This is a genomic window from Leptolyngbya sp. FACHB-60 (genome assembly GCF_014695775.1).
In the GTDB taxonomy this organism is placed as follows: Bacteria; Cyanobacteriota; Cyanobacteriia; order Phormidesmidales; family Phormidesmidaceae; genus Nodosilinea.
The window spans coordinates 1-17,353 of record NZ_JACJOX010000070.1 but is presented as its reverse complement, the minus strand read 5'-3'; the positions used below and the strand labels follow the sequence as shown (position 1 = coordinate 17,353).

21 protein-coding genes and 1 tRNA gene are annotated in these 17,353 nt (G+C 57.6%); 18 read left to right on the top strand and 4 right to left on the bottom strand.

Features of this window, described 5'->3' with window-relative positions:
• Positions 1-36: 36 nt before the first annotated feature.
• From H6F57_RS25250 to H6F57_RS25210, 9 genes are all read left to right on the top strand, one after another.
• Positions 37-1,470 (top strand): cation:proton antiporter, encoded by a 1,434-nt coding sequence (locus H6F57_RS25250; RefSeq protein ID WP_190631743.1) that lies wholly within the window; start codon positions 37-39, stop codon positions 1,468-1,470.
• Positions 1,467-1,856, top strand: coding sequence for a cation:proton antiporter (locus H6F57_RS25245; protein WP_190631708.1), 390 nt, complete (start codon positions 1,467-1,469; stop codon positions 1,854-1,856). Before H6F57_RS25250 ends, H6F57_RS25245 begins: the two co-directional genes overlap by 4 nt.
• A complete protein-coding gene (locus H6F57_RS25240) occupies positions 1,853-2,113 on the top strand; it encodes a hypothetical protein (protein WP_190631710.1) in 261 nt (86 codons plus the stop codon). Before H6F57_RS25245 ends, H6F57_RS25240 begins: the two co-directional genes overlap by 4 nt.
• Positions 2,113-2,403: a monovalent cation/H(+) antiporter subunit G gene (locus tag H6F57_RS25235; RefSeq protein WP_190631713.1), complete on the top strand. Its 291-nt coding sequence runs from the start codon at positions 2,113-2,115 to the stop codon at positions 2,401-2,403. The genes H6F57_RS25240 and H6F57_RS25235 overlap by 1 nt, the downstream gene beginning before the upstream one ends.
• Positions 2,404-2,410: 7 nt before the next feature.
• Positions 2,411-2,998 (top strand): DUF4040 domain-containing protein, encoded by a 588-nt coding sequence (locus H6F57_RS25230; protein WP_199290015.1) that lies wholly within the window; start codon positions 2,411-2,413, stop codon positions 2,996-2,998.
• A complete protein-coding gene (locus H6F57_RS25225) occupies positions 2,995-3,660 on the top strand; it encodes a Na(+)/H(+) antiporter subunit B (RefSeq protein ID WP_190631715.1) in 666 nt (221 codons plus the stop codon). Before H6F57_RS25230 ends, H6F57_RS25225 begins: the two co-directional genes overlap by 4 nt.
• A gap of 173 nt (positions 3,661-3,833) precedes the next feature.
• Positions 3,834-4,028 (top strand): hypothetical protein, encoded by a 195-nt coding sequence (locus tag H6F57_RS25220; RefSeq protein WP_190631717.1) that lies wholly within the window; start codon positions 3,834-3,836, stop codon positions 4,026-4,028.
• 151 nt (positions 4,029-4,179) lie between these two features.
• Positions 4,180-4,596 carry a hypothetical protein gene (locus H6F57_RS25215; protein ID WP_190631719.1) on the top strand — a complete coding sequence of 139 codons (417 nt, stop codon included), beginning with the start codon at positions 4,180-4,182 and terminating at the stop codon, positions 4,594-4,596.
• A gap of 318 nt (positions 4,597-4,914) precedes the next feature.
• Positions 4,915-5,349 carry a VOC family protein gene (locus H6F57_RS25210; protein ID WP_190631721.1) on the top strand — a complete coding sequence of 145 codons (435 nt, stop codon included), beginning with the start codon at positions 4,915-4,917 and terminating at the stop codon, positions 5,347-5,349.
• A 105-nt stretch (positions 5,350-5,454) separates the two neighbouring features.
• Here H6F57_RS25210 and H6F57_RS25205 read toward each other — a convergent pair whose 3' ends face one another.
• Together H6F57_RS25205 and H6F57_RS25200 are read right to left on the bottom strand one after the other, a co-directional pair.
• A complete protein-coding gene (locus H6F57_RS25205; RefSeq protein ID WP_190631722.1) occupies positions 5,455-6,768 on the bottom strand; it encodes an ATP-binding protein in 1,314 nt (437 codons plus the stop codon).
• A gap of 181 nt (positions 6,769-6,949) precedes the next feature.
• The gene (locus H6F57_RS25200) at positions 6,950-7,267 is read right to left on the bottom strand and encodes a DUF1825 family protein (RefSeq protein ID WP_190631724.1); all 318 of its coding nucleotides are present in this window, start codon (positions 7,265-7,267) and stop codon (positions 6,950-6,952) included.
• 320 nt (positions 7,268-7,587) lie between these two features.
• On the opposite strand from H6F57_RS25200, the gene H6F57_RS25195 reads away from it, so the two are divergent.
• The 7 genes from H6F57_RS25195 to H6F57_RS25165 all read left to right on the top strand — a co-directional run bounded on the left by H6F57_RS25195 (position 7,588) and on the right by H6F57_RS25165 (position 14,057).
• Complete coding sequence (locus H6F57_RS25195; RefSeq protein ID WP_073611026.1) at positions 7,588-7,932, top strand: YbaB/EbfC family nucleoid-associated protein; 345 nt, start codon at positions 7,588-7,590, stop codon at positions 7,930-7,932.
• A gap of 18 nt (positions 7,933-7,950) precedes the next feature.
• Positions 7,951-8,439, top strand: coding sequence for a low molecular weight protein-tyrosine-phosphatase (locus H6F57_RS25190; RefSeq protein ID WP_190631727.1), 489 nt, complete (start codon positions 7,951-7,953; stop codon positions 8,437-8,439).
• A 38-nt stretch (positions 8,440-8,477) separates the two neighbouring features.
• Complete coding sequence (locus tag H6F57_RS25185) at positions 8,478-10,226, top strand: alpha/beta hydrolase (protein ID WP_190631729.1); 1,749 nt, start codon at positions 8,478-8,480, stop codon at positions 10,224-10,226.
• A 41-nt stretch (positions 10,227-10,267) separates the two neighbouring features.
• Positions 10,268-10,741: an ATP-dependent zinc protease gene (locus H6F57_RS25180; RefSeq protein ID WP_190631731.1), complete on the top strand. Its 474-nt coding sequence runs from the start codon at positions 10,268-10,270 to the stop codon at positions 10,739-10,741.
• A 33-nt stretch (positions 10,742-10,774) separates the two neighbouring features.
• The gene (rimK, locus tag H6F57_RS25175) at positions 10,775-11,704 is read left to right on the top strand and encodes a 30S ribosomal protein S6--L-glutamate ligase (protein ID WP_190631733.1); all 930 of its coding nucleotides are present in this window, start codon (positions 10,775-10,777) and stop codon (positions 11,702-11,704) included.
• A gap of 170 nt (positions 11,705-11,874) precedes the next feature.
• Complete coding sequence (locus tag H6F57_RS25170) at positions 11,875-13,215, top strand: HhoA/HhoB/HtrA family serine endopeptidase (protein ID WP_242025055.1); 1,341 nt, start codon at positions 11,875-11,877, stop codon at positions 13,213-13,215.
• A gap of 203 nt (positions 13,216-13,418) precedes the next feature.
• Positions 13,419-14,057 carry a TIGR04282 family arsenosugar biosynthesis glycosyltransferase gene (locus H6F57_RS25165; protein ID WP_190631735.1) on the top strand — a complete coding sequence of 213 codons (639 nt, stop codon included), beginning with the start codon at positions 13,419-13,421 and terminating at the stop codon, positions 14,055-14,057.
• Here H6F57_RS25165 and H6F57_RS25160 read toward each other — a convergent pair.
• Entirely contained in the window at positions 14,054-14,590 is a 537-nt protein-coding gene (locus H6F57_RS25160; RefSeq protein WP_190631737.1) for a rhodanese-like domain-containing protein, read from the bottom strand. The two genes, H6F57_RS25165 and H6F57_RS25160, sit on opposite strands and share 4 nt — an antisense overlap.
• A gap of 27 nt (positions 14,591-14,617) precedes the next feature.
• On the opposite strand from H6F57_RS25160, the gene H6F57_RS25155 reads away from it, so the two are divergent.
• Positions 14,618-15,316, top strand: a complete 699-nt coding sequence (locus H6F57_RS25155) for a DUF547 domain-containing protein (protein ID WP_190631739.1) — start codon at positions 14,618-14,620, stop codon at positions 15,314-15,316.
• A gap of 344 nt (positions 15,317-15,660) precedes the next feature.
• Here H6F57_RS25155 and H6F57_RS25150 read toward each other — a convergent pair whose 3' ends face one another.
• Positions 15,661-16,401, bottom strand: a complete 741-nt coding sequence (locus tag H6F57_RS25150; RefSeq protein WP_190631741.1) for a TIGR04283 family arsenosugar biosynthesis glycosyltransferase — start codon at positions 16,399-16,401, stop codon at positions 15,661-15,663.
• Positions 16,402-16,616: 215 nt separating this feature from the next.
• Here H6F57_RS25150 and H6F57_RS25145 point away from each other — a divergent pair.
• Positions 16,617-16,689: transfer RNA gene (locus H6F57_RS25145), tRNA-His, on the top strand.
• The last annotated feature ends 664 nt before the right edge of the window (positions 16,690-17,353 follow it).

Below are 17,353 nucleotides of genomic sequence, written 5' to 3'. Positions count from 1 at the left end.
CTATAGCTGTAAGAGGTGCCAATCATGACGTTAGCCATGACGACCGTGATGATGGTGTGGCTGACCCTGCCCTTTTTTGTGGGGTTTAGCATTTACCTGCTGCCCCAGCGCGATCGCATTCTGGCTCTGCTCGTCACCCTGGTGTCGATGGCCTTCGCCATGGTGCTGTTTTGGCAGCCTGTTCCCTTGAATTGGCAACTGCTCGACAACTTTGGCGTAACGCTGATGGCCGACGACCTCAGCGCCTTTTTCATTCTCACCAATGCTCTGGTGACGGCAGCGGTGATTCTCTACTGCTGGTACAGCGGCAAAACTGCCTTTTTCTACACCCAGGTGATCATTCTCCACGGCAGCGTCAATGCGGCGTTTATCTGTGCCGATTTGATCAGCCTCTACGTGGCGCTAGAGGTAATCGGGATTGCCACGTTTTTGCTGATTACCTATCCCCGCAGCGATCGCAGCCTGTGGGTAGCCCTGCGCTACCTCTTTGTCAGCAATACCGCCCTGCTGTTCTACCTGATGGGGGCAGCACTGGTCTACCAAACTCACCAATCCTTTGCCTTTGCGGCCCTAGAGGGTGCCCCAATCGAGGCCGTAGCCCTGCTGTTTGTGGGCCTGCTGACCAAGGGCGGTATTTTTATCTCGGGGCTGTGGCTGCCCCTGACCCACTCAGAGTCAGAGACTCCGGTCTCGGCGCTGATGTCGGGGGTGGTGATAAAGGCGGGGGTGTTTCCGCTGGTGCGTCTAGCGCTCATGCTAGAAAACATTGACCCAATCGTCCGCATCTTTGGGGCGGGCACCGCTCTGCTGGGGGTTGCCTACGCCATGTTTGAAAAAGACACCAAGCGAATGCTCGCCTTTCACACGGTGTCGCAGATGGGGTTTGTGCTAGCGGCCCCCGAGGTGGGTGGTTTTTATGCCCTCACCCACGGCCTGGTCAAATCCGCCCTGTTTTTGACGGCGGGGTCGCTACCCAGCCGCAGTTTTAAAGAACTGCACAATCAGCCCATTCACACCCCGATCTGGATTGCTCTGGTAATTGCCAGCTTCTCGATTTCCGGCTTCCCACTGCTGTCGGGCTTTGGGGCCAAGGTGTTGACCATGAAAAATTTGCTGCCCTGGCAGGTGATTGCCATGAACATGGCCGCCCTGGGCACCGCGATTTCTTTTGCCAAGTTTATTTTCTTGCCCCACGGTCACGTTAAAGAGCATGTGGTTAAGCGGGGGTTTTGGCCGGCGGTGCTGCTGCTGCTGGCGGGGCTGGTAGTGGCCAATGTGGCCTACTACGACGCCTACAGCCTGGCCAATATCGTCAAGCCGTTGGCCATTATTGCCTTGGGCTGGTTGGTCTACCTGCTCATCATTCAACGATTGACGGTGAAACTGCCCCAGGTGTTGGAGAAGTTTGAACATCTGATTGGGGTGATGAGTGTGATGCTGATAGTTTTGTTTGGCATGGTGCTGGCATGACAGGATATCTAAACATAATTTTGCGGTTGACCATCTGGTTTTTGCTCACTGCCGACCTGAGCTGGGCCAACATTGTGATTGGGGTGGGCGTGACCCTGCTGCTGCCTCGGGGCGTGACGAATGTGGGCCTGCTCAAAGATTGGCTACGCACCTTGTGGGAGGTAGTGGTGGCGATTCCCCAGGCCTATAAAGAAGCCTTTGAAATCATGCTTTACCCCCACCGTGAAGAAACGGTTGTTCTGGAGCGGGTCAAGCCTCGGCGCACCCCCAGCCTGATCTTTTTAGATATTTTTCTGATTACCTTTACGCCTAAAACCATTGTGCAGCGCTACCACAGTCAGGGCTGGTACGAAGTTCACTACATTCAGCGGAGGGAGACCCCATGACTCTGGTGCTGATCGCGATGATTGGAGCTTTGCTGATACCGATGATTGAGGCCCTTCAGGATGAGGATATCTGGCAGCGCATGCTGGCGTTTGCCAGTATCGCCACCAAAACTTCGGTGATGATTTTGGTGATTGCTGTCTTGCAGGAGGACTGGATGATCGGCGTGGTGGGAGTGCTTATTCTCAGTGTTGGCAATGCGGCCCTGATGCTGCTAGCCCACATTATCAAGCGAGTTGACGATGTACTGGAGTGGTGATGATTAATATCCTCAGCTATGCCTGCATTGTGCTGGGCCTGGTGTTTTGGTATTGGGGTACTTGGCCCCTGCTGGGTCGGCGATCGGTGCTTTACAAGCTGCATGGGCTATCGGTAGCCGATACCCTGGGCTCGATGGCGATCGTGGTGGGGCTGCTGCTGCGCATTCCCCACGAATGGCCCCTGCTGGTGCTGGCGCTGATCTCGCTGATGATTTGGAATACGGTGCTGGGCTACGTGTTGGCCCACTGCGTCACGGGTGATGGCGAAGAGGTGAACCATGGCGGATAGCCCGATTATGAGTAGTTATGTTTACGCCATTATGCTGCTGCTGCCGCTGTCGGCGGCGATGGTGGTCTTTCAGCGCAACCCTTACCAGGCGCTGGTAATGCGGGGCATTTTAGGGGCGATCGCGGCTCTGGTCTACGTCATGCTGGGCGGCGCTGACGTGGCCCTGACCGAAGCCCTAGTGGGGACGATGCTGGCGATCACCCTTTACGTGGTGGCGGTGCGATCGTCGCTGGTGATGCGGCTGGGAGTATTGGAGGGCGAGGGTGCCAAGAATAACTTGCAGTGGCAGCCGCTGCTCGACTATTTGCGCGCGCTGCTGAAGCGCTACCAGCTGCGGCTGGAGCTGGTGCCCTACGCCAATGACCAGACGCTGCGCCAGGCTCTGGCGGCTAAAGAGGTGCACGGCATCTGCCTAATGGACAGGACTGGGCCAAACGCTGAGAAACTGGCTCCCCATATTTTGGTGCGAGTGCGGCGGCTGGCGGAGATTTTTGCGACAGAACTGCCAGAGGCGATCGCAGAGGCCAAGCTATACCGCGATGACGATCTCGACCCCTTACCCCATTCCCCAGCCCTAACGGAGGAGCATCTATGATTTGGGTTTACCTAACGGCGGGGCTCCTGTTCTTTCTCAAGATGCTGCTTTGGCCCGATCCGGCGACGGCAAGTGCTGAGCTGGCGGTGGTAGATGCGATCGCCGCCGATACCGGCATTCCCAACGCGGTCTCGGGGATTATCTTCCGCAATCGCCTCTACGACACCATCTTTGAGGTCGTGGTGTTTACCATTGCCATCATGGGTGCTAAGTACCTGCTGGCCGACGAAACGCCCACGATCTCCTTCTACAGCTTCAGCGACCAGCCTTCCATTGTGCTGGCCCGGCTAGGGGCCACCATCGCTGCCCTGGTAGGAATCGAGCTAGCCATTCGCGGCCATCTTAGCCCTGGGGGCGGGTTTGCGGCGGGGGTGGCCGGGGGCACGGCGATCGGCCTGATTGCGATTACAGCAGCCTCACCGGATTGGATGCAGGCGATCTACGAGCGCTGGCATGCCGCCGCCTGGGAAAAGGTGTCAGTGCTGATTTTTATCGTGCTGGCGGCGTTTACTTTGGTGGGCGGGGAGTTGCCCTTGGGGCAATTTGGTACCCTGCTGAGCGGCGGCATCATCCCCATTTTGAATATTTTGGTGGCGCTCAAGGTGGCGCTGGGGTCGTGGGCTGTCACGCTGCTTTTTATTCGATATCGAGGGTTGCTGTAGGGCGAAAACGGGGTGGCGCAAAGGGTTTTGGTGGTGCAACCAGGGGGCAAAAACATGCCTATCCTCCGGCGATCTCTCTCTAATGAGTCGCCTTACCCCTACCTCTAGGGAGATCAGCTTGAGGGGCAGAGCTAACTACTATGCACACATAACCTCATTGGGAGACCGCCACTATGGCTAACACCGAAAGCGACCAACAGACTCAATCTTCTGAGTCTAGCGATGGGTATAACACCCCCCTTGATGAAAGCCAGCGTCACACCGGCATGTACCAAGCCACCGACGCAAAAGAAGAAGCTAAGCCCGAAAGCGGCAGCAGCAACACAGGCCCAGAGGGTGGGCCCATGCAGGGTACTGAAAAGCGCTAAGGCTGAGCCTCTGAGGCTTGATCCCGGCTAAGGCGCGGGGGCGATCGCAGCTAGCGCGATCGCCCCTTCTACGTTTTTAGACGATGCTGCTGCGCTTCGAAGCAGAGAATCGGCAAGTGGGGCTAGGCTGAGCTCAGGCTTGCTTAAAATTGTGCATCTACTGCCTCGTTGGTCTACCCTGTGGTACAAGCTCAATTTGCCCTCACCCGAACCGCAGGTGTTTTGGGGTTTGTGCGATCGCTACACCGAACCCCATCGTGCCTACCATACCCTTCAACACCTGGGCGAATGCCTCGGTTGGTTTGACCGCACTTGCCACCTGGCCGAAAACCCAGCAGCGGTAGAGCTTGCCCTCTGGTTTCACGATGTTATTTACGAGACTCGCGGGGCAGACAACGAGGCGCGAAGTGCTGATCTTGTGGTCCAGGTGATTGACAGCGTGGGCGGTGAAAATTCGCTCCAACAATCTGTCCATGCCATGATTTTGGCCACAAAACACGATGTTGTGCCCAGCACGATGGATATGCGCCTGGTCGTGAATATTGATCTGACCATTTTATTGATCTGACCATTTTAGGGGCAGAGGTAGATCGCTTTACGCAGTACGACGCTCAAATTCGGCAGGAATATGCTTGGGTTCCCGAGGATGTATTTCGTCAAAAGCGGGCTGAGATGCTTCAGAGCTTGCTGCACCGACCTTCAGTCTTTACCACTGATTTTTTTCGGGAACGGTTAGAACACCAGGCCCAGCAGAACCTATATCGATCGCTGGTAGCTCTAAAACAAGGCCCCGACTAAACCTTCAACCTTGATTAACTCTGGCAAGAAATTAGTATGCTTGAACTATTATGGTGTTTTGCTAACCGCAGAATTCTAAGGTTTTCCTATGGCGACCGATAGCCCGAGCATTCTGTCCCACATTTCCCTGGGCACCAACGATTTTGAAAAGGCCGTGGCCTTTTACGATCGCATCTTGCCCGCCCTGGGCTGCAAGCGCATTATGGAGCACCCTGGGGCGATCGCCTACGGCAAAGTCTATCCCGAGTTTTGGATAGCGGTGCCCCACGACAACCAGATCGCCACCGTGGGCAACGGCACCCATATCGGGTTCATCGCCCCTACAAAAGAATCGGTGCATGCCTTCTATGAGGCGGCGATCGCGGCTGGCGCTCAAGACGACGGCCCCCCTGGCCCTCGCCCCGACTACGGCGAGCCCTACTACGGCTGCTTTGTGCGCGACCTCGACGGGCACAAAATCGAAGCCTCCTACTGGGATCTGGCGCTGATTGAAGAACTCTATGGGGTGCCTACCCCTAGTTGAGGAGTGGATGGGTGAAGTGCTAGGGTCACCTTACATGGCCCGCTGCTGCTGGGTTGCAGCTTAGTTCATCGCTATAGAATTCCTGGCTGGTTGGTTGACCAGGCCCTAGGGCGATCGCTCCCCCAAGCCCAGATCGGCCGTGAGCCAGTCGATAAACTGCCGCGCTGTGCGGCCCGATCGCCCGTTGTGTCGAGTGGCCCACTGTAGGGCGCGGGCGGTGAGGTCTTCTTCGTTGAGAGAAATATTGGCCTGCTGGGCCAGGTGATAAATGATCGCTAGATAGGTGGGCTGGTCGGTGGGTTCAAAGGTGAGGGTGAGCCCAAAGCGATCGCTAAAGGAGAGCTTTTCCTGCATCGTATCCCACGACTGCACTTCGTCTTGGTCGCTGGGACGGGGGCGATCGCTAAAGAATTCGCGCACCAGGTGGCGGCGGTTGGAAGTGGCATAGACTACCACGTTGGCGGGGCGGGCGGTGGTGCTGCCCTCTAGCACCACCTTGAGCGCTTTAAAGGTGTCGTCGTCGTCCTCAAAGGAGAGGTCATCGACGAAAATGATAAATTTTTGGGGCCGCGATCGCACCTCGCCTACGATCTGCGGCAGGGCTTGCAGGTCGGCCTTAGCCACCTCCACCAACCGCAGCCCCTGATCGGCGTACTCATTCACTAAGGCCTTAACGAGGGATGACTTACCCACGCCGCGACTGCCGTAGAGCAGCACGTTGAGCGCTGGGTAACCCTTGAGCAGCGCTAGGGTGTTTTGCACCAGCTGCTGTCGGGGGTGGTCGTAGGCGGTGAGGTTTCCCAAGCGAATGGGGTCGGGGTCGGCAATGCCGCACAGCTGGCCCTGGTGCCAGGTGAAGGCGCGGTACTGGGCCAGCAATCCTGCACCGTGGCGGCGATAGTGAGCCGCTAAAGATTCTACAGCATCGGCCCAGGTCTCATTTTCGGGAAGCGTTAGCGGCAGTGAAATTGTTTCGTCCGTAGTCCAAGCTATGAGGGGTTGAGGAAGTTGGGCGATCGCTTGCACCCACCCCGCAATGGTGTCCCCGCCAAGTTGATAGAGCGCCTGAAGGGTGTCTAAATCGCGGCGGGCGGCCTCCACCAGGGCGGTGGGCAATTGGGCAAAATCTTTGCGCTGAGCTTGCAGCGTAAATGGGTTCTCGGCGTAGGCAATTTGCCGCAGCAGGTATAGACCCCAGCTGGTTTCACTGGCGGCCAGCGCCTGAAACCAGGCACCATAGGCGCGCAGACTGAGAGCCGCATCCCCCGATTCCAGCGCCGTTAGCAGCGCCAAAAAAGTTGCCCCCACGGGTGAATCAAACACCGACCGATAGAGCAGTAGCCCGTCGATGCGCTGGCTGTATTGCTGCACCTGATTCTGGACTGTGGCTAACTCTTCGTCTTCGGGGCGATCGCGCATTCTAACCGTGCTTTGCTGTGGATGATTCTCCTGGAACAGTTCGCCTGATGGAGAACTTCAAACTTTAGCTCTCCCCAAGATATGGCTTCTGAGCAGGTTGCGCGAGGCCTGGGCTAAGCGGCTTACCATACCGCGTAGCAGCGCTAGTCTCTTTTCTAGCCAAACCGGGCTTAGCTGGGGGCTATGTCCCAATCTCAGCTTTCATGCGCTCTAGGGTCTGCTGCATTTGCTGAAACATCATGTCAGGGGTCATGCCAAACTGGCCCAGCTGGGTTTTGAGCTGTTCGACGGTCATTTGGGCCTGAAAGTCTTCGGAAAGCTCAAAGCGCTTCATAAAAATGTGGTAGCGCTCCATCATGGCTTCCATCTGGGCAATATACATTTTCTTGCCCTCGCGGTCGAACTTGCCGTAGCCGCTCCCCAACTGCACCAGCGACTGATAGTCCTGAAACAGCTGCATAGCCTCTTGCTGAACGATCTCTGAGTCAAAAAATCCCATAGTTTTACACTTAGCCCTAACGTGAGCAACTTGGCGACACCTCGGCGGGCAACCGAATGTATCTCTATTTATAAAGCCTAAGGTTCAGCTCAACCCTTGGCCAAGGGTAGATAACCCTACTTAGATTGTTCCAACCCAATGCTGATCTGGAGTTTCACCGAGATCAACCCAGCAGCCGAGCTTGCCTACCTCAGCGGGAGGTTTTTTTAGACGAAATACTCTCAAAGTCTTAGATTTTGCCGCTGGGCGCTAGAATCTAATAGCTGATTGGCACCACAGAATTCACGCCGCCAGCGCGCTGTACGTTCGAGAGAAACTCCATGTCACAAGGTCAAGGATTTGGGTTTGGGTTAGGCAAGATGAAGGAACTCACCGAGGCCTTCAAGAAAGCCCAGCAGATTCAAGAGGGGGCCAAGCAGCTGCAAGAAGAGCTGGAGCAAATGGAGATCCAAGGAGAATCAGGCGGTGGCCTGGTCAAGGTCACCATGAGCGGCAACCAAGAGCCTAAGGGTGTAACCATTGCCCCCGAAGCTCTCAACGAAGGGGCCGAGGTGCTCTCTGACCTAGTAGCAACCGCTATGAAAGACGCCTACGAAAAGTCGACGGCCACCATGCGCGATCGCATGGAGGTACTCACCGGTGGCCTCAATCTGCCCGGTCTGTAAGGCTCGGTTGCTAGTGCTATGACAACGCGCCTTTTATTTGTCTGCCTGGGCAACATCTGTAGGTCGCCCTCGGCGGAAAATATTATGAACCACCTGATTGAGCAGCGGCAGCTGAGCGATCGGGTGGTGTGCGATTCGGCGGGCACCGCTAGCTATCATGTGGGCAGCGCCCCCGATCGCCGCATGACTCAGGCCGCCCAGGCCTACGGCATTGACCTAGTGGGGCGGGCGCGCCAGTTTGACGCCTTTGACTTTGACCACTTCGACTATATTTTGGCGATGGATCGCCAAAACTACCGCGATATTTTGGCCCTCGACCCCGCTGGCCAGCATCGCGACAAGGTGCGGCTGATGTGCGACTTTTGCCGCACCCATCCCGACAAAGATGTTCCTGATCCCTATTATGGTGGCCCTGAAGGGTTTACCTACGTCATCGATCTCCTGCTAGATGCCTGCGAAGGACTGCTCGACCACATTTCGGCGCATCCCGTGGCTATTTCCCCCTAGCGGCTTCTTTACGCACCGTGACCTGCAAAGGCCCTGCCATGCTTCCTTCGATGAAAACCGCTCGCCCCTGGCGGCGGCTTGGCCTGTCTTGGGCTCTAGGGCTTTTAGGGGCATTGGCGACGGCCCTGCCCAGCGCCGCTGCCGAAAATCTGATTGTCACCTTCGGTATTTTGCAGCGTTCCATTCCGATCGCCGATCTGGAGCGATTTGCCACTACGGGCGAGCTTACCCCCCAGCTGCACGCCTATCGGCGGCAGCTCCAGATCTCGGATGAGCAGCTTAGCCAAATTCGACAGGTGTTGAGCACCCCAGCCGGGCTCAGCCCGGTGGCCGTGGCCCAGTTTCTCTACACCGAGCAGGGGGTGCTGCTGCTAGAGCAGATTGGTCGAGTGGTGCAAACCCCCGTGCGCCAGGCTAATGTGCAAGCTTTGCGCGGGGCGCTGATCTTGGCTGCCGCTGACCCCGAGGGTGGCTTTACCCTGGTCAACGTGCTCAAGACCTACCCTACCGAGGCCATGCGCATTGATTTGATCGAGGGGCTGGCGATCGCCCAGGAGATCAACCAGGCGATTTTGCAGTCGGAGGCGGCCTTTAACCAGGTGCAGGCGATCGCCGCCGCTGAGGCCGCTGCCAACCCCGTCGATGCTGACGTGCTGCTGCAACTGGTGCAGAGCGAGCGCCAGTATGGCGTCGATCTCATTCAGGTGGTGGTGCCCGGTTTGCCCAGCCCAGTGCAACTCTACCTGCCCGAGGTGCTGCCAGGACGACAGGGGGTGCCGGCCACAGGGTTTCCCCTGGTGGTGATCTCCCACGGGCTGGGGGGCACCCTCAACAGCTACAGCTACCTGGCGGAATATCTGGCCACCGGAGGCATTGCGGTGGCTACCTTAGAGCACCCTGGCAGCAATGATCAGCAGCTCTACGCCCTGTTGGCGGGGCGCTCCGATGCGGTGGTGCAGGATGAAGAGTTTTTGCGGCGGCCTCGGGATGTGTCGCTGACCCTCAACACGCTGGCCCGGTTAAACCAAAGCCCCTCCCCCATTCGCAGGCGACTCGATCTAGATCGGGTGGGGATAATTGGTCAGTCCTTTGGGGGCTATACGGCCCTGGCGCTGACTGGGGCGACCTTTGATCGGACGGGGCTGGCGACGGCCTGCCCCCCCGGCACGCTGTCGTTTAATCCGTCGCTGCTGTTGCAATGTCAGGCGGCGCGGCTAAATAACCCAGGCAGCAGTCTGGGCGATCCCCGCGTCAAGTCGGTGTTCATCATGAACCCCATCGGCAGTGCCCTGTTTGGACCGACTGGCTACGGCCAGATCCAGGTGCCCATTATGGTGGTGGCGGGCACGGCCGATACGGTGGCCCCTGCCTTTCCAGAACAGATTGAGCCGTTTACCTGGCTGACTGCCCGCGATCGCTACCTATTGTTGATCGACCGGGGCACCCACTTCTCCACGATTGGAGATATTACCCAGAGCGATCAGCCGCTTACAATTCCGCCAGAGCTGATTGGTCTAAACCCCGAGCTGGTGTGGTCCTACATGCAGGTGCTGGGTTTGGCCTACTTCAAGCTCACCTTGGAGGGCGATCAGCGTTTTCAGCCCGCCCTGACCCCTGCCTTTGCGGCTGCCCTCGGCGGTGAGCCCTACCTGCTGAGCCTGCTGGCTACCCTCACCCCTGAGTCGCCGCAAAATGTGCCCGCTCGCAATCCTGAACCAGCGGGCGATTCCTTAGACCCACTGACAGACCAGCCTTTGACCCCGCTTCCCCAGGCGGGTAGCCCCTAGGCTAAAACCGTCCCCTGTCCTGTTATGCTCTCAGAGGTGGTATGAGTTCTGGTGCTGCAACGGCTGCAATTATTGGCTGGCGAGAGTGGATAGCCCTGCCGACGCTGGGGGTTGAGGCTATCAAAGCGAAGATTGATACCGGGGCGCGGTCCTCGGCGCTCCACGCCTTTGCTGTGGAGCGGTTTGAGCGGGCAGGCAGGGCGATGGTGCGCTTTCACGCCCACCCAATCCAGCGCAACGATGACTATATTGTGACCGCCGAGGCCGCTCTGCTAGAGGAGCGCCTGGTGCGCAACTCCGGGGGGCAGGAGGAGATGCGTCCGGTGATTGAAACCCTGGTGCAGGTGGGCGGCGCGGTCTGGGCCATTGAGCTGACGCTGGCCAACCGAGACGAGATGGGCTTTCGCATGCTGCTGGGTCGCCAAGCAGTGCGTCGCCGCTATTTGGTTGATCCGGGGCGATCGTACCTGCACCCCCTGCCCGCACAGACCTCTTTGCCAATATCTAACCCCTAAGCACTACCCCCAAGGATGACTCCTAGAAGCGCCATGAAAATTGCGATTTTATCCAGGGATGCCACCCTCTACTCGACTCGGCGGCTGAAGCAGGCGGGGGAAGAGCGTGGTCACGAAATGCAGGTGATCGACCACCTACGCTGCTACATGAACATCACCTCCCACCAGCCCAAGGTGATGTATCAAAGCCAACCCTTGATCGATATCGATGCGGTGATTCCCCGCATCGGGGCGTCGAACACGTTCTACGGCACGGCGGTGGTGCGCCAGTTTGAAATTATGGGGGTATTTACGGCCAATACCTCCATGGCGATTTCCAGGTCGCGCGACAAACTCAGGTCGCTCCAGATCATGGCCCGTCGAGGCATTGGCCTGCCGGTGACCGGCTTTGCCCACTCCACCAAAGACATCGACGGCCTAGTTGACATTGTTGGCGGTGCCCCCCTGGTGATCAAGCTGCTGGAGGGCACTCAGGGCATTGGCGTGGTGCTGGCCGAAACCCAGCAGGCGGCTAAGTCTGTGATTGAGGCCTTTCGCGGCCTCGACGCCAACATTCTGGTACAGGAATTTATTAAGGAAGCGGGCGGCATGGATATCCGCTGCTTTGTGGTCGGTGACAAGGTGGTGGCCGCCATGAAGCGCCAAGGGGCACCGGGGGAATTTCGCTCTAACCTGCACCGGGGTGGATCGGCCAGTCGGGTGCGCCTCACTCCCGAGGAACGCAGTACCGCCATTCGCGCTGCCAAGGCTATGGGCCTGCGAGTGGCGGGGGTAGATCTGCTGCGCTCCAACCACGGCCCCGTGGTGATGGAGGTCAACTCGTCGCCCGGCCTAGAGGGAATCGAAAAGGCCACCGACATGGATGTGGCGGGCAAGATTATTGACTTTGTGGCCAAAAACGCCGCGCCCAACGTGCCCAACGTGCCCAAGAAGGACAAGGAGCGCGACGGCATCAAATACTAGAGGGCTTGAGGGCGAGGATAAGGAGTAAGGCCATTCCCTAACCCCTATACCCTCAACCCTATACCCCATCTCCCCTGCGTCAAATCGTCACAGTCAAACGGGCCAAAGTGTCACAGCTTCGCCACCCACCCGCCATTGCTGCGCCATACCATAACTCTATTGTTGTAAACATGCGAGATACAAACGAGGTAACAGCAATGGAGAAGGATGGTTCTGGGCGTTCCGAGCCAGTTTCTGAGCGGGGTTCTGGGCGCAGTGTGCGGCCCGCCGCTAAGTCGTTAGCCCTGGTGATGTTGGGGGCAGGGATCGCCACTGCCGGTGGTCAGGCCATCAGCACTTTGGTGCAGCCTTCGACCAGCAACCAGCCAACCACGACCGACGTCTTTTGGGACAACGGCTTTTGGAACGGCGATCGCGATTCGGTCGCCCCTGAGGCAGAGGCTCAAGACCAGCCCCAGGGCAGCAGTGTTCAGAACGGGTTGGCGATCGCGCCCTCGATGTCTGGCCCCAACGTCATCGCTGACATTGTGCGCCAGGTAGAACCCTCGGTTGTTCGCATTAACGCGACCCGCACGGTGCAAACCAACCTGCCGCCGATGTTCCAGGACCCGTTCTTCCGGCAGTTCTTTGGCAACATGCAGCCTCCAGGGGAGCAGGTGCAGCGGGGTGTGGGTTCTGGCTTTATTACCTCCGCCGACGGGCAAATTATCACCAACGCCCACGTGGTAGCTGGGGCCGACGAGGTTCAGGTTACTCTGACAGACGGTCGTAGCTTCACTGGCGAGGTGCTGGGGGCCGATCAGGTGACTGACGTGGCCGTGATCAAAATTGAGGCCGATAACCTGCCTACCGTATCCATCAGTGACTCAGATCGGCTTCAGCCTGGCGAATGGGCAATCGCTATTGGCAACCCGCTGGGCCTCGACAGCACGGTTACCGCCGGGATCATCAGTGCCACTGGTCGCTCCAGCCGCGAGGTGGGCGTGCCCGACAAGCGGGTCAACTTCATTCAAACCGATGCCGCCATCAACCCCGGCAACTCTGGCGGCCCCTTGCTCAATCTCAATGGCGAGGTGATTGGCGTCAACACCGCCATCATCCAAGGGGCGCAGGGCATTGGCTTTGCCATTCCCATCAATACCGTGCAGCGAATCAGCGCACAGCTGATTGAAACCGGCCAGGTCGAGCATGCCTTCCTCGGCATTCAGATGGCGAATCTGTCGCCTGAGATCAAGGAAAACATTAACAACAGCCCCGACCGACCTTTCACCGTGGAAGAAGAGGAAGGTGTGCTGATTGTGCAGGTGATGCCTAACTCCCCAGCAGCTCGAGGTGGCCTGCGCGAAGGTGATGTGATTGTGGCCATTGAGGGTCAGCCCGTTAAAGAAAGTGCTGCCGTACAACAGGCGGTGGAGGAATCGACTGTCGGCCAAGATTTAGCCTTGACCCTACGGCGCGACGGTCGCGAGCAAATCATTACGGTGCGGCCTGGCAACGTGCCGACTCGCTAATGCATCTACCAGGTTCCCCGTCATGGTGGAACCGATGCATCAAGGCGCGGCCGAGGCCGCGCCTTTTTCGTTGGGATAGACTAGGGCGCTGGGTCGTTGTTGGGTAGCAGACTATTGATAGCTCGTTGCCTTGCGATCGCCCCAGGTTGCCCCCTGGAGCAACACCGACCCTTGATAGAAGCAATACCGTAGGCAGGTTCACTATGGCTCGACCACAGGCTAGGCCCTTTGGCCTGCTGATGTTTACCCGCTACCCAGAGCCCGGACGTACCAAAACTCGACTGATTCCCCACTTGGGGCCGGAGGGGGCCGCAGATCTGCAGCGCCAGATGACTGAGCATGTGTTCACTCACGTGACGGCTGCGACCCAGGGTTTGCCCCTGGTGGTAGAAGTTCACTTTGCTGGGGGCAGTCTGGCGCAGATGCAGGGCTGGCTGGGCAATGCCGTCACCTATTGCGACCAAAGTTCTGGTTCCCTGGGCGATCGCCTGATCGCCGCTTTTGGCCAAAGCTTTGATCTGGGCCGCCCTGGGGCGATCGCCATTGGCAGTGACTGCCCTGCCTTGGGTGGCAATCACCTAGCCGCCGCTCTTCAGGCATTAGAGCGGGTCGATGTGGCGATCGGCCCCGCTACCGACGGTGGCTACTACCTGATTGGGCTGCGGCGGTTAGAGACTGCTCTGTTCAAAGACATCGACTGGGGCACCGATCGGGTGCTGGGGCAAACTCTGGCGATCGCCACGGCTCAAGGGCTCACCGTTGAGCTGTTGACCCCCCTCACCGACATCGACTATCCCGCCGACCTACCCCAGTGGGAGCGCATCGTCAGCGGAGGTGGCTAGGAAACGCTGTCGTCCCTCGACGGCTCTCCATCATTTTTGGTTAGGGGCGCAGCCAGGCCTGGCTTGAGCAACTTTCCCCAGATGGCGTTGTAAGGGTGCACGCGGGGCTCTGGCTGGCTTTGGCTAACCAGCGATCGCTCCTCATTCGCCCACTTAAAGATCGACCCTGCCAGGTTATACACCTCGGTATAGCCCAGCCCTTGCAGTTGATTCACCAGTCGGGCCGAGCGGTAGCCCACCGAACAGTAGGCCACAATGGGCCGATTTGGGTCTAACCCCAGGGCCAGCGCCGCCTCTAGACTAGCGGCGCGGTGAGCTCCTGGCAGGTGGCTAAGGGCAAACTCGTCGTCTCGGCGCACATCAAGCAGAATAGGGGAAGGCGCGCTGCCCTGGCCTAACCAATCGGCGAGCTGTTGGGTCGTCAGGGTCGGCACCCCTGGAAACGTCCGCCGCACCCAGCGACCTACGGCCCACCAGGCCAAGGTCTGCGCCAAAGGCCGTAGCGGCACTATTGGGTTTGGTATGGAAAACATAGGCCTTAAACGCCGCAGGAGATGGGCATGCTGAATTTTACCCCCTGGAATAGGCTGCTTCAGACCTACATCGATGATCAGGGCCGGGTTGATTATGCCCGCTGGCAGCGCGAGGCTGCCCCCGATTTAGACGCCTGGCTGGCCTCTCTGCCTGACAGCCGTGATGGCTTGGCCGCTGAAGAATCGCTGGCCCTGCTCATTAACCTCTACAACGCCCTCGTTGTTCAGCAGGTACTGGCACGCTACCCCTTCGACTCGATTTTGCCAAAGGTGCTGGGGGTGCCCAACTGGCTGGCATTCTGGCGATTTTTTAGCCGCTCTCTCTACCGATTGGATGGCAAATCTGTGAGTCTAAACGACATTGAGCACGGCACTTTGCGCCCCCAGTTCAAAGAGCCCCGCACTCACTTTGCCCTGGTCTGTGCCTCGGGGGGATGCCCGATTCTGCGTAATGAAGCCTACTGGCCCGATATTGTTGAGGCCCAGCTCGAAACCGACGCCCACCGCTTCATTCATAATCCCGATAAGGTGCGCTACGACGCCGACGCCAGAGTGCTCTACTGTAGCAAGATCTTTAAGTGGTACGGCGAAGACTTTTTGCGGGTTGCCCCCTCCGTGCCCGACTATATCGGCACGTACCTCAGCCCGAGTTCGCCCCTATCGGCGCTGACTGAGATCCGTTACCTAACCTACGACTGGAGCCTCAACGCTCAGCGTCCTAAGTAGTTGACGTGAGTTGGTGTATAGCCAACCCACGCTTAAGGCGGTAGCTATTGCAGGGCGAACGGCCCAGTTGGGCATAGAGCCATTGAGTAGGCGTTGGGGCGGTTTGGATCATCCGCTGCGATCGCTACACACCGTGCGCCGTCCCAATTGCCGGTAGCAGTGACTGGGAGTCCAACGCCAGTGGCTATCACTATAGAACTGCTTGCATACAAACTGCTTTAGGATTTTATCCGCAGCAGATGAAATCTCAGTCAGGACAGCTCAAAATGCCAGGATTTAGCCTATTGAGAATTTTTTCAATTTTTCGCTCTTCAATTTTTGCTCTTTTGCCCTATTGACCGGCCCTAACGTACTTCCTCATAAAATCGCTTCAGGGTGGTGGCAGGCACCCCCATGCCCCACAGTACCCCGACCATCAAATAGATGGCGTTAGCCTTTAGGGTCCCCCAGGCAGCCACTCGCCGGTCTGAAGATTGTACGACTCTGCTAAGCTGGCGCAGGCGGCCCCGACGGCAAAGCTTGATGCACAGGTCAGCTTCTTCCATAATCGGCAGGGCAGGGTCAAAGCCACCGCAGGCCATAAAATCAACTCGGCGACAGAACATCACCTGGTCGCCAAACAGCAGTCGCAGCCCCCGGATAAACAAATGAGGTCGAAACAGCAGCGGCGCGTAGTAAGTTTTGAGGGCATTGTGCAGCGAAATGCCCCAGCGAGTTTTTCGCGGCCCGGCCATCAGGGAGATAAACCCCCCGCCTGCCACCGTGGGGTTGGCTAAGGTGCCTTCTACTACTTGTACCAGGTCGTCGGGGATGAGAGTGTCAGCATGAAGAAAGCACAGCACGTCGCCCTTGGCCGCAGCGGCCCCCCAATTCATCTGCACCGATCGCCCCGGTGCAGGAGCCTGGAGCACTGTTAACGGTAGACGATCGGCCCAGGCGCGAGCGATCGCCAGAGTGCGATCGCAGCTGCCCCCATCCACCAATAAAATTTCGCGTGGGGGCGGGTTGAGACCTTGCAACACATTTAAGGTACGGCCAAGATAGGCCGCTTCATTCCAGGTGGGAATGATGATTGAAACCGGCATAGCGAACCCCTGAGACAGATAATCCCAATACGGCACAACATTGCCGCCTGGATGCAAAAACGGCCACCCTCAACGGGAGGGAATCTCAATCCCCTCAGGTGCTTTTAGGTCAGCTCTCCGCTACGGGGCCTCGGCTTTGGAAATCATCTGAACAAAAGTTGACCGAGCTTAGCACTAAGGCAATCATTGATGCTATATTAAGTATCGCGAATATGGCGGGTGTAGCCAAGTGGTTAAGGCAGTGGATTGTGATTCCACCATTCGTGGGTTCGAGCCCCATCATCCGCCCTTGTTGTTGTACAGTGACACTTTGTTTGTCATCAGTGACACATTGCTGTCATCGATGACAAGTTAGTGTCATCGAGACACATTGCTGTCGTTGAAGCGGCAGTGACAAAATAAGTGTCGCTTGCTGCCTTGTAGCGGTGGCTAAATGCCGATTCATGCAAGAATCACAATCCACTGCCTTCTTTCAACTCGCTCCAGATTTTTCTGAACCTCATCTTTCAACCTCCCCTGTCCAGGGAGGTCGATTGGGACCTGACTCGTTAATGGCCTGTACCTGGCTGAGTAACTTTCAATCTCTCCTGTCCAGGGAGGTTGATTGTGATACAAGTTTAGAAGTGCTCGGCTTTGGGGCTTCGACTTTCAATCTCTCCTGTCCAAGGTGGTTGATTGTGACAAAGAGCTGGCCCAGAACGATGGTTTTGCTGGGACTTTCAATCTCTCCTGTCCAAGGTGGTTGATTGTGACCGCAGGCTCCCCAAAGGCACTCAAATTAAGGCTTTCAGAAGTCATTTGCGCGGATCGACTCATCCATCCCGACTGTACTGGTTAGTTATAGCAATCCGTGGATAGATTCGGTCAGTCAACGAAGGCTTGGTCAACGACTTGGCGAAAGGGTTGGCCGGATTGAATCTGTTTTCGCATCCGGTTTTTCAGAACAAACCAT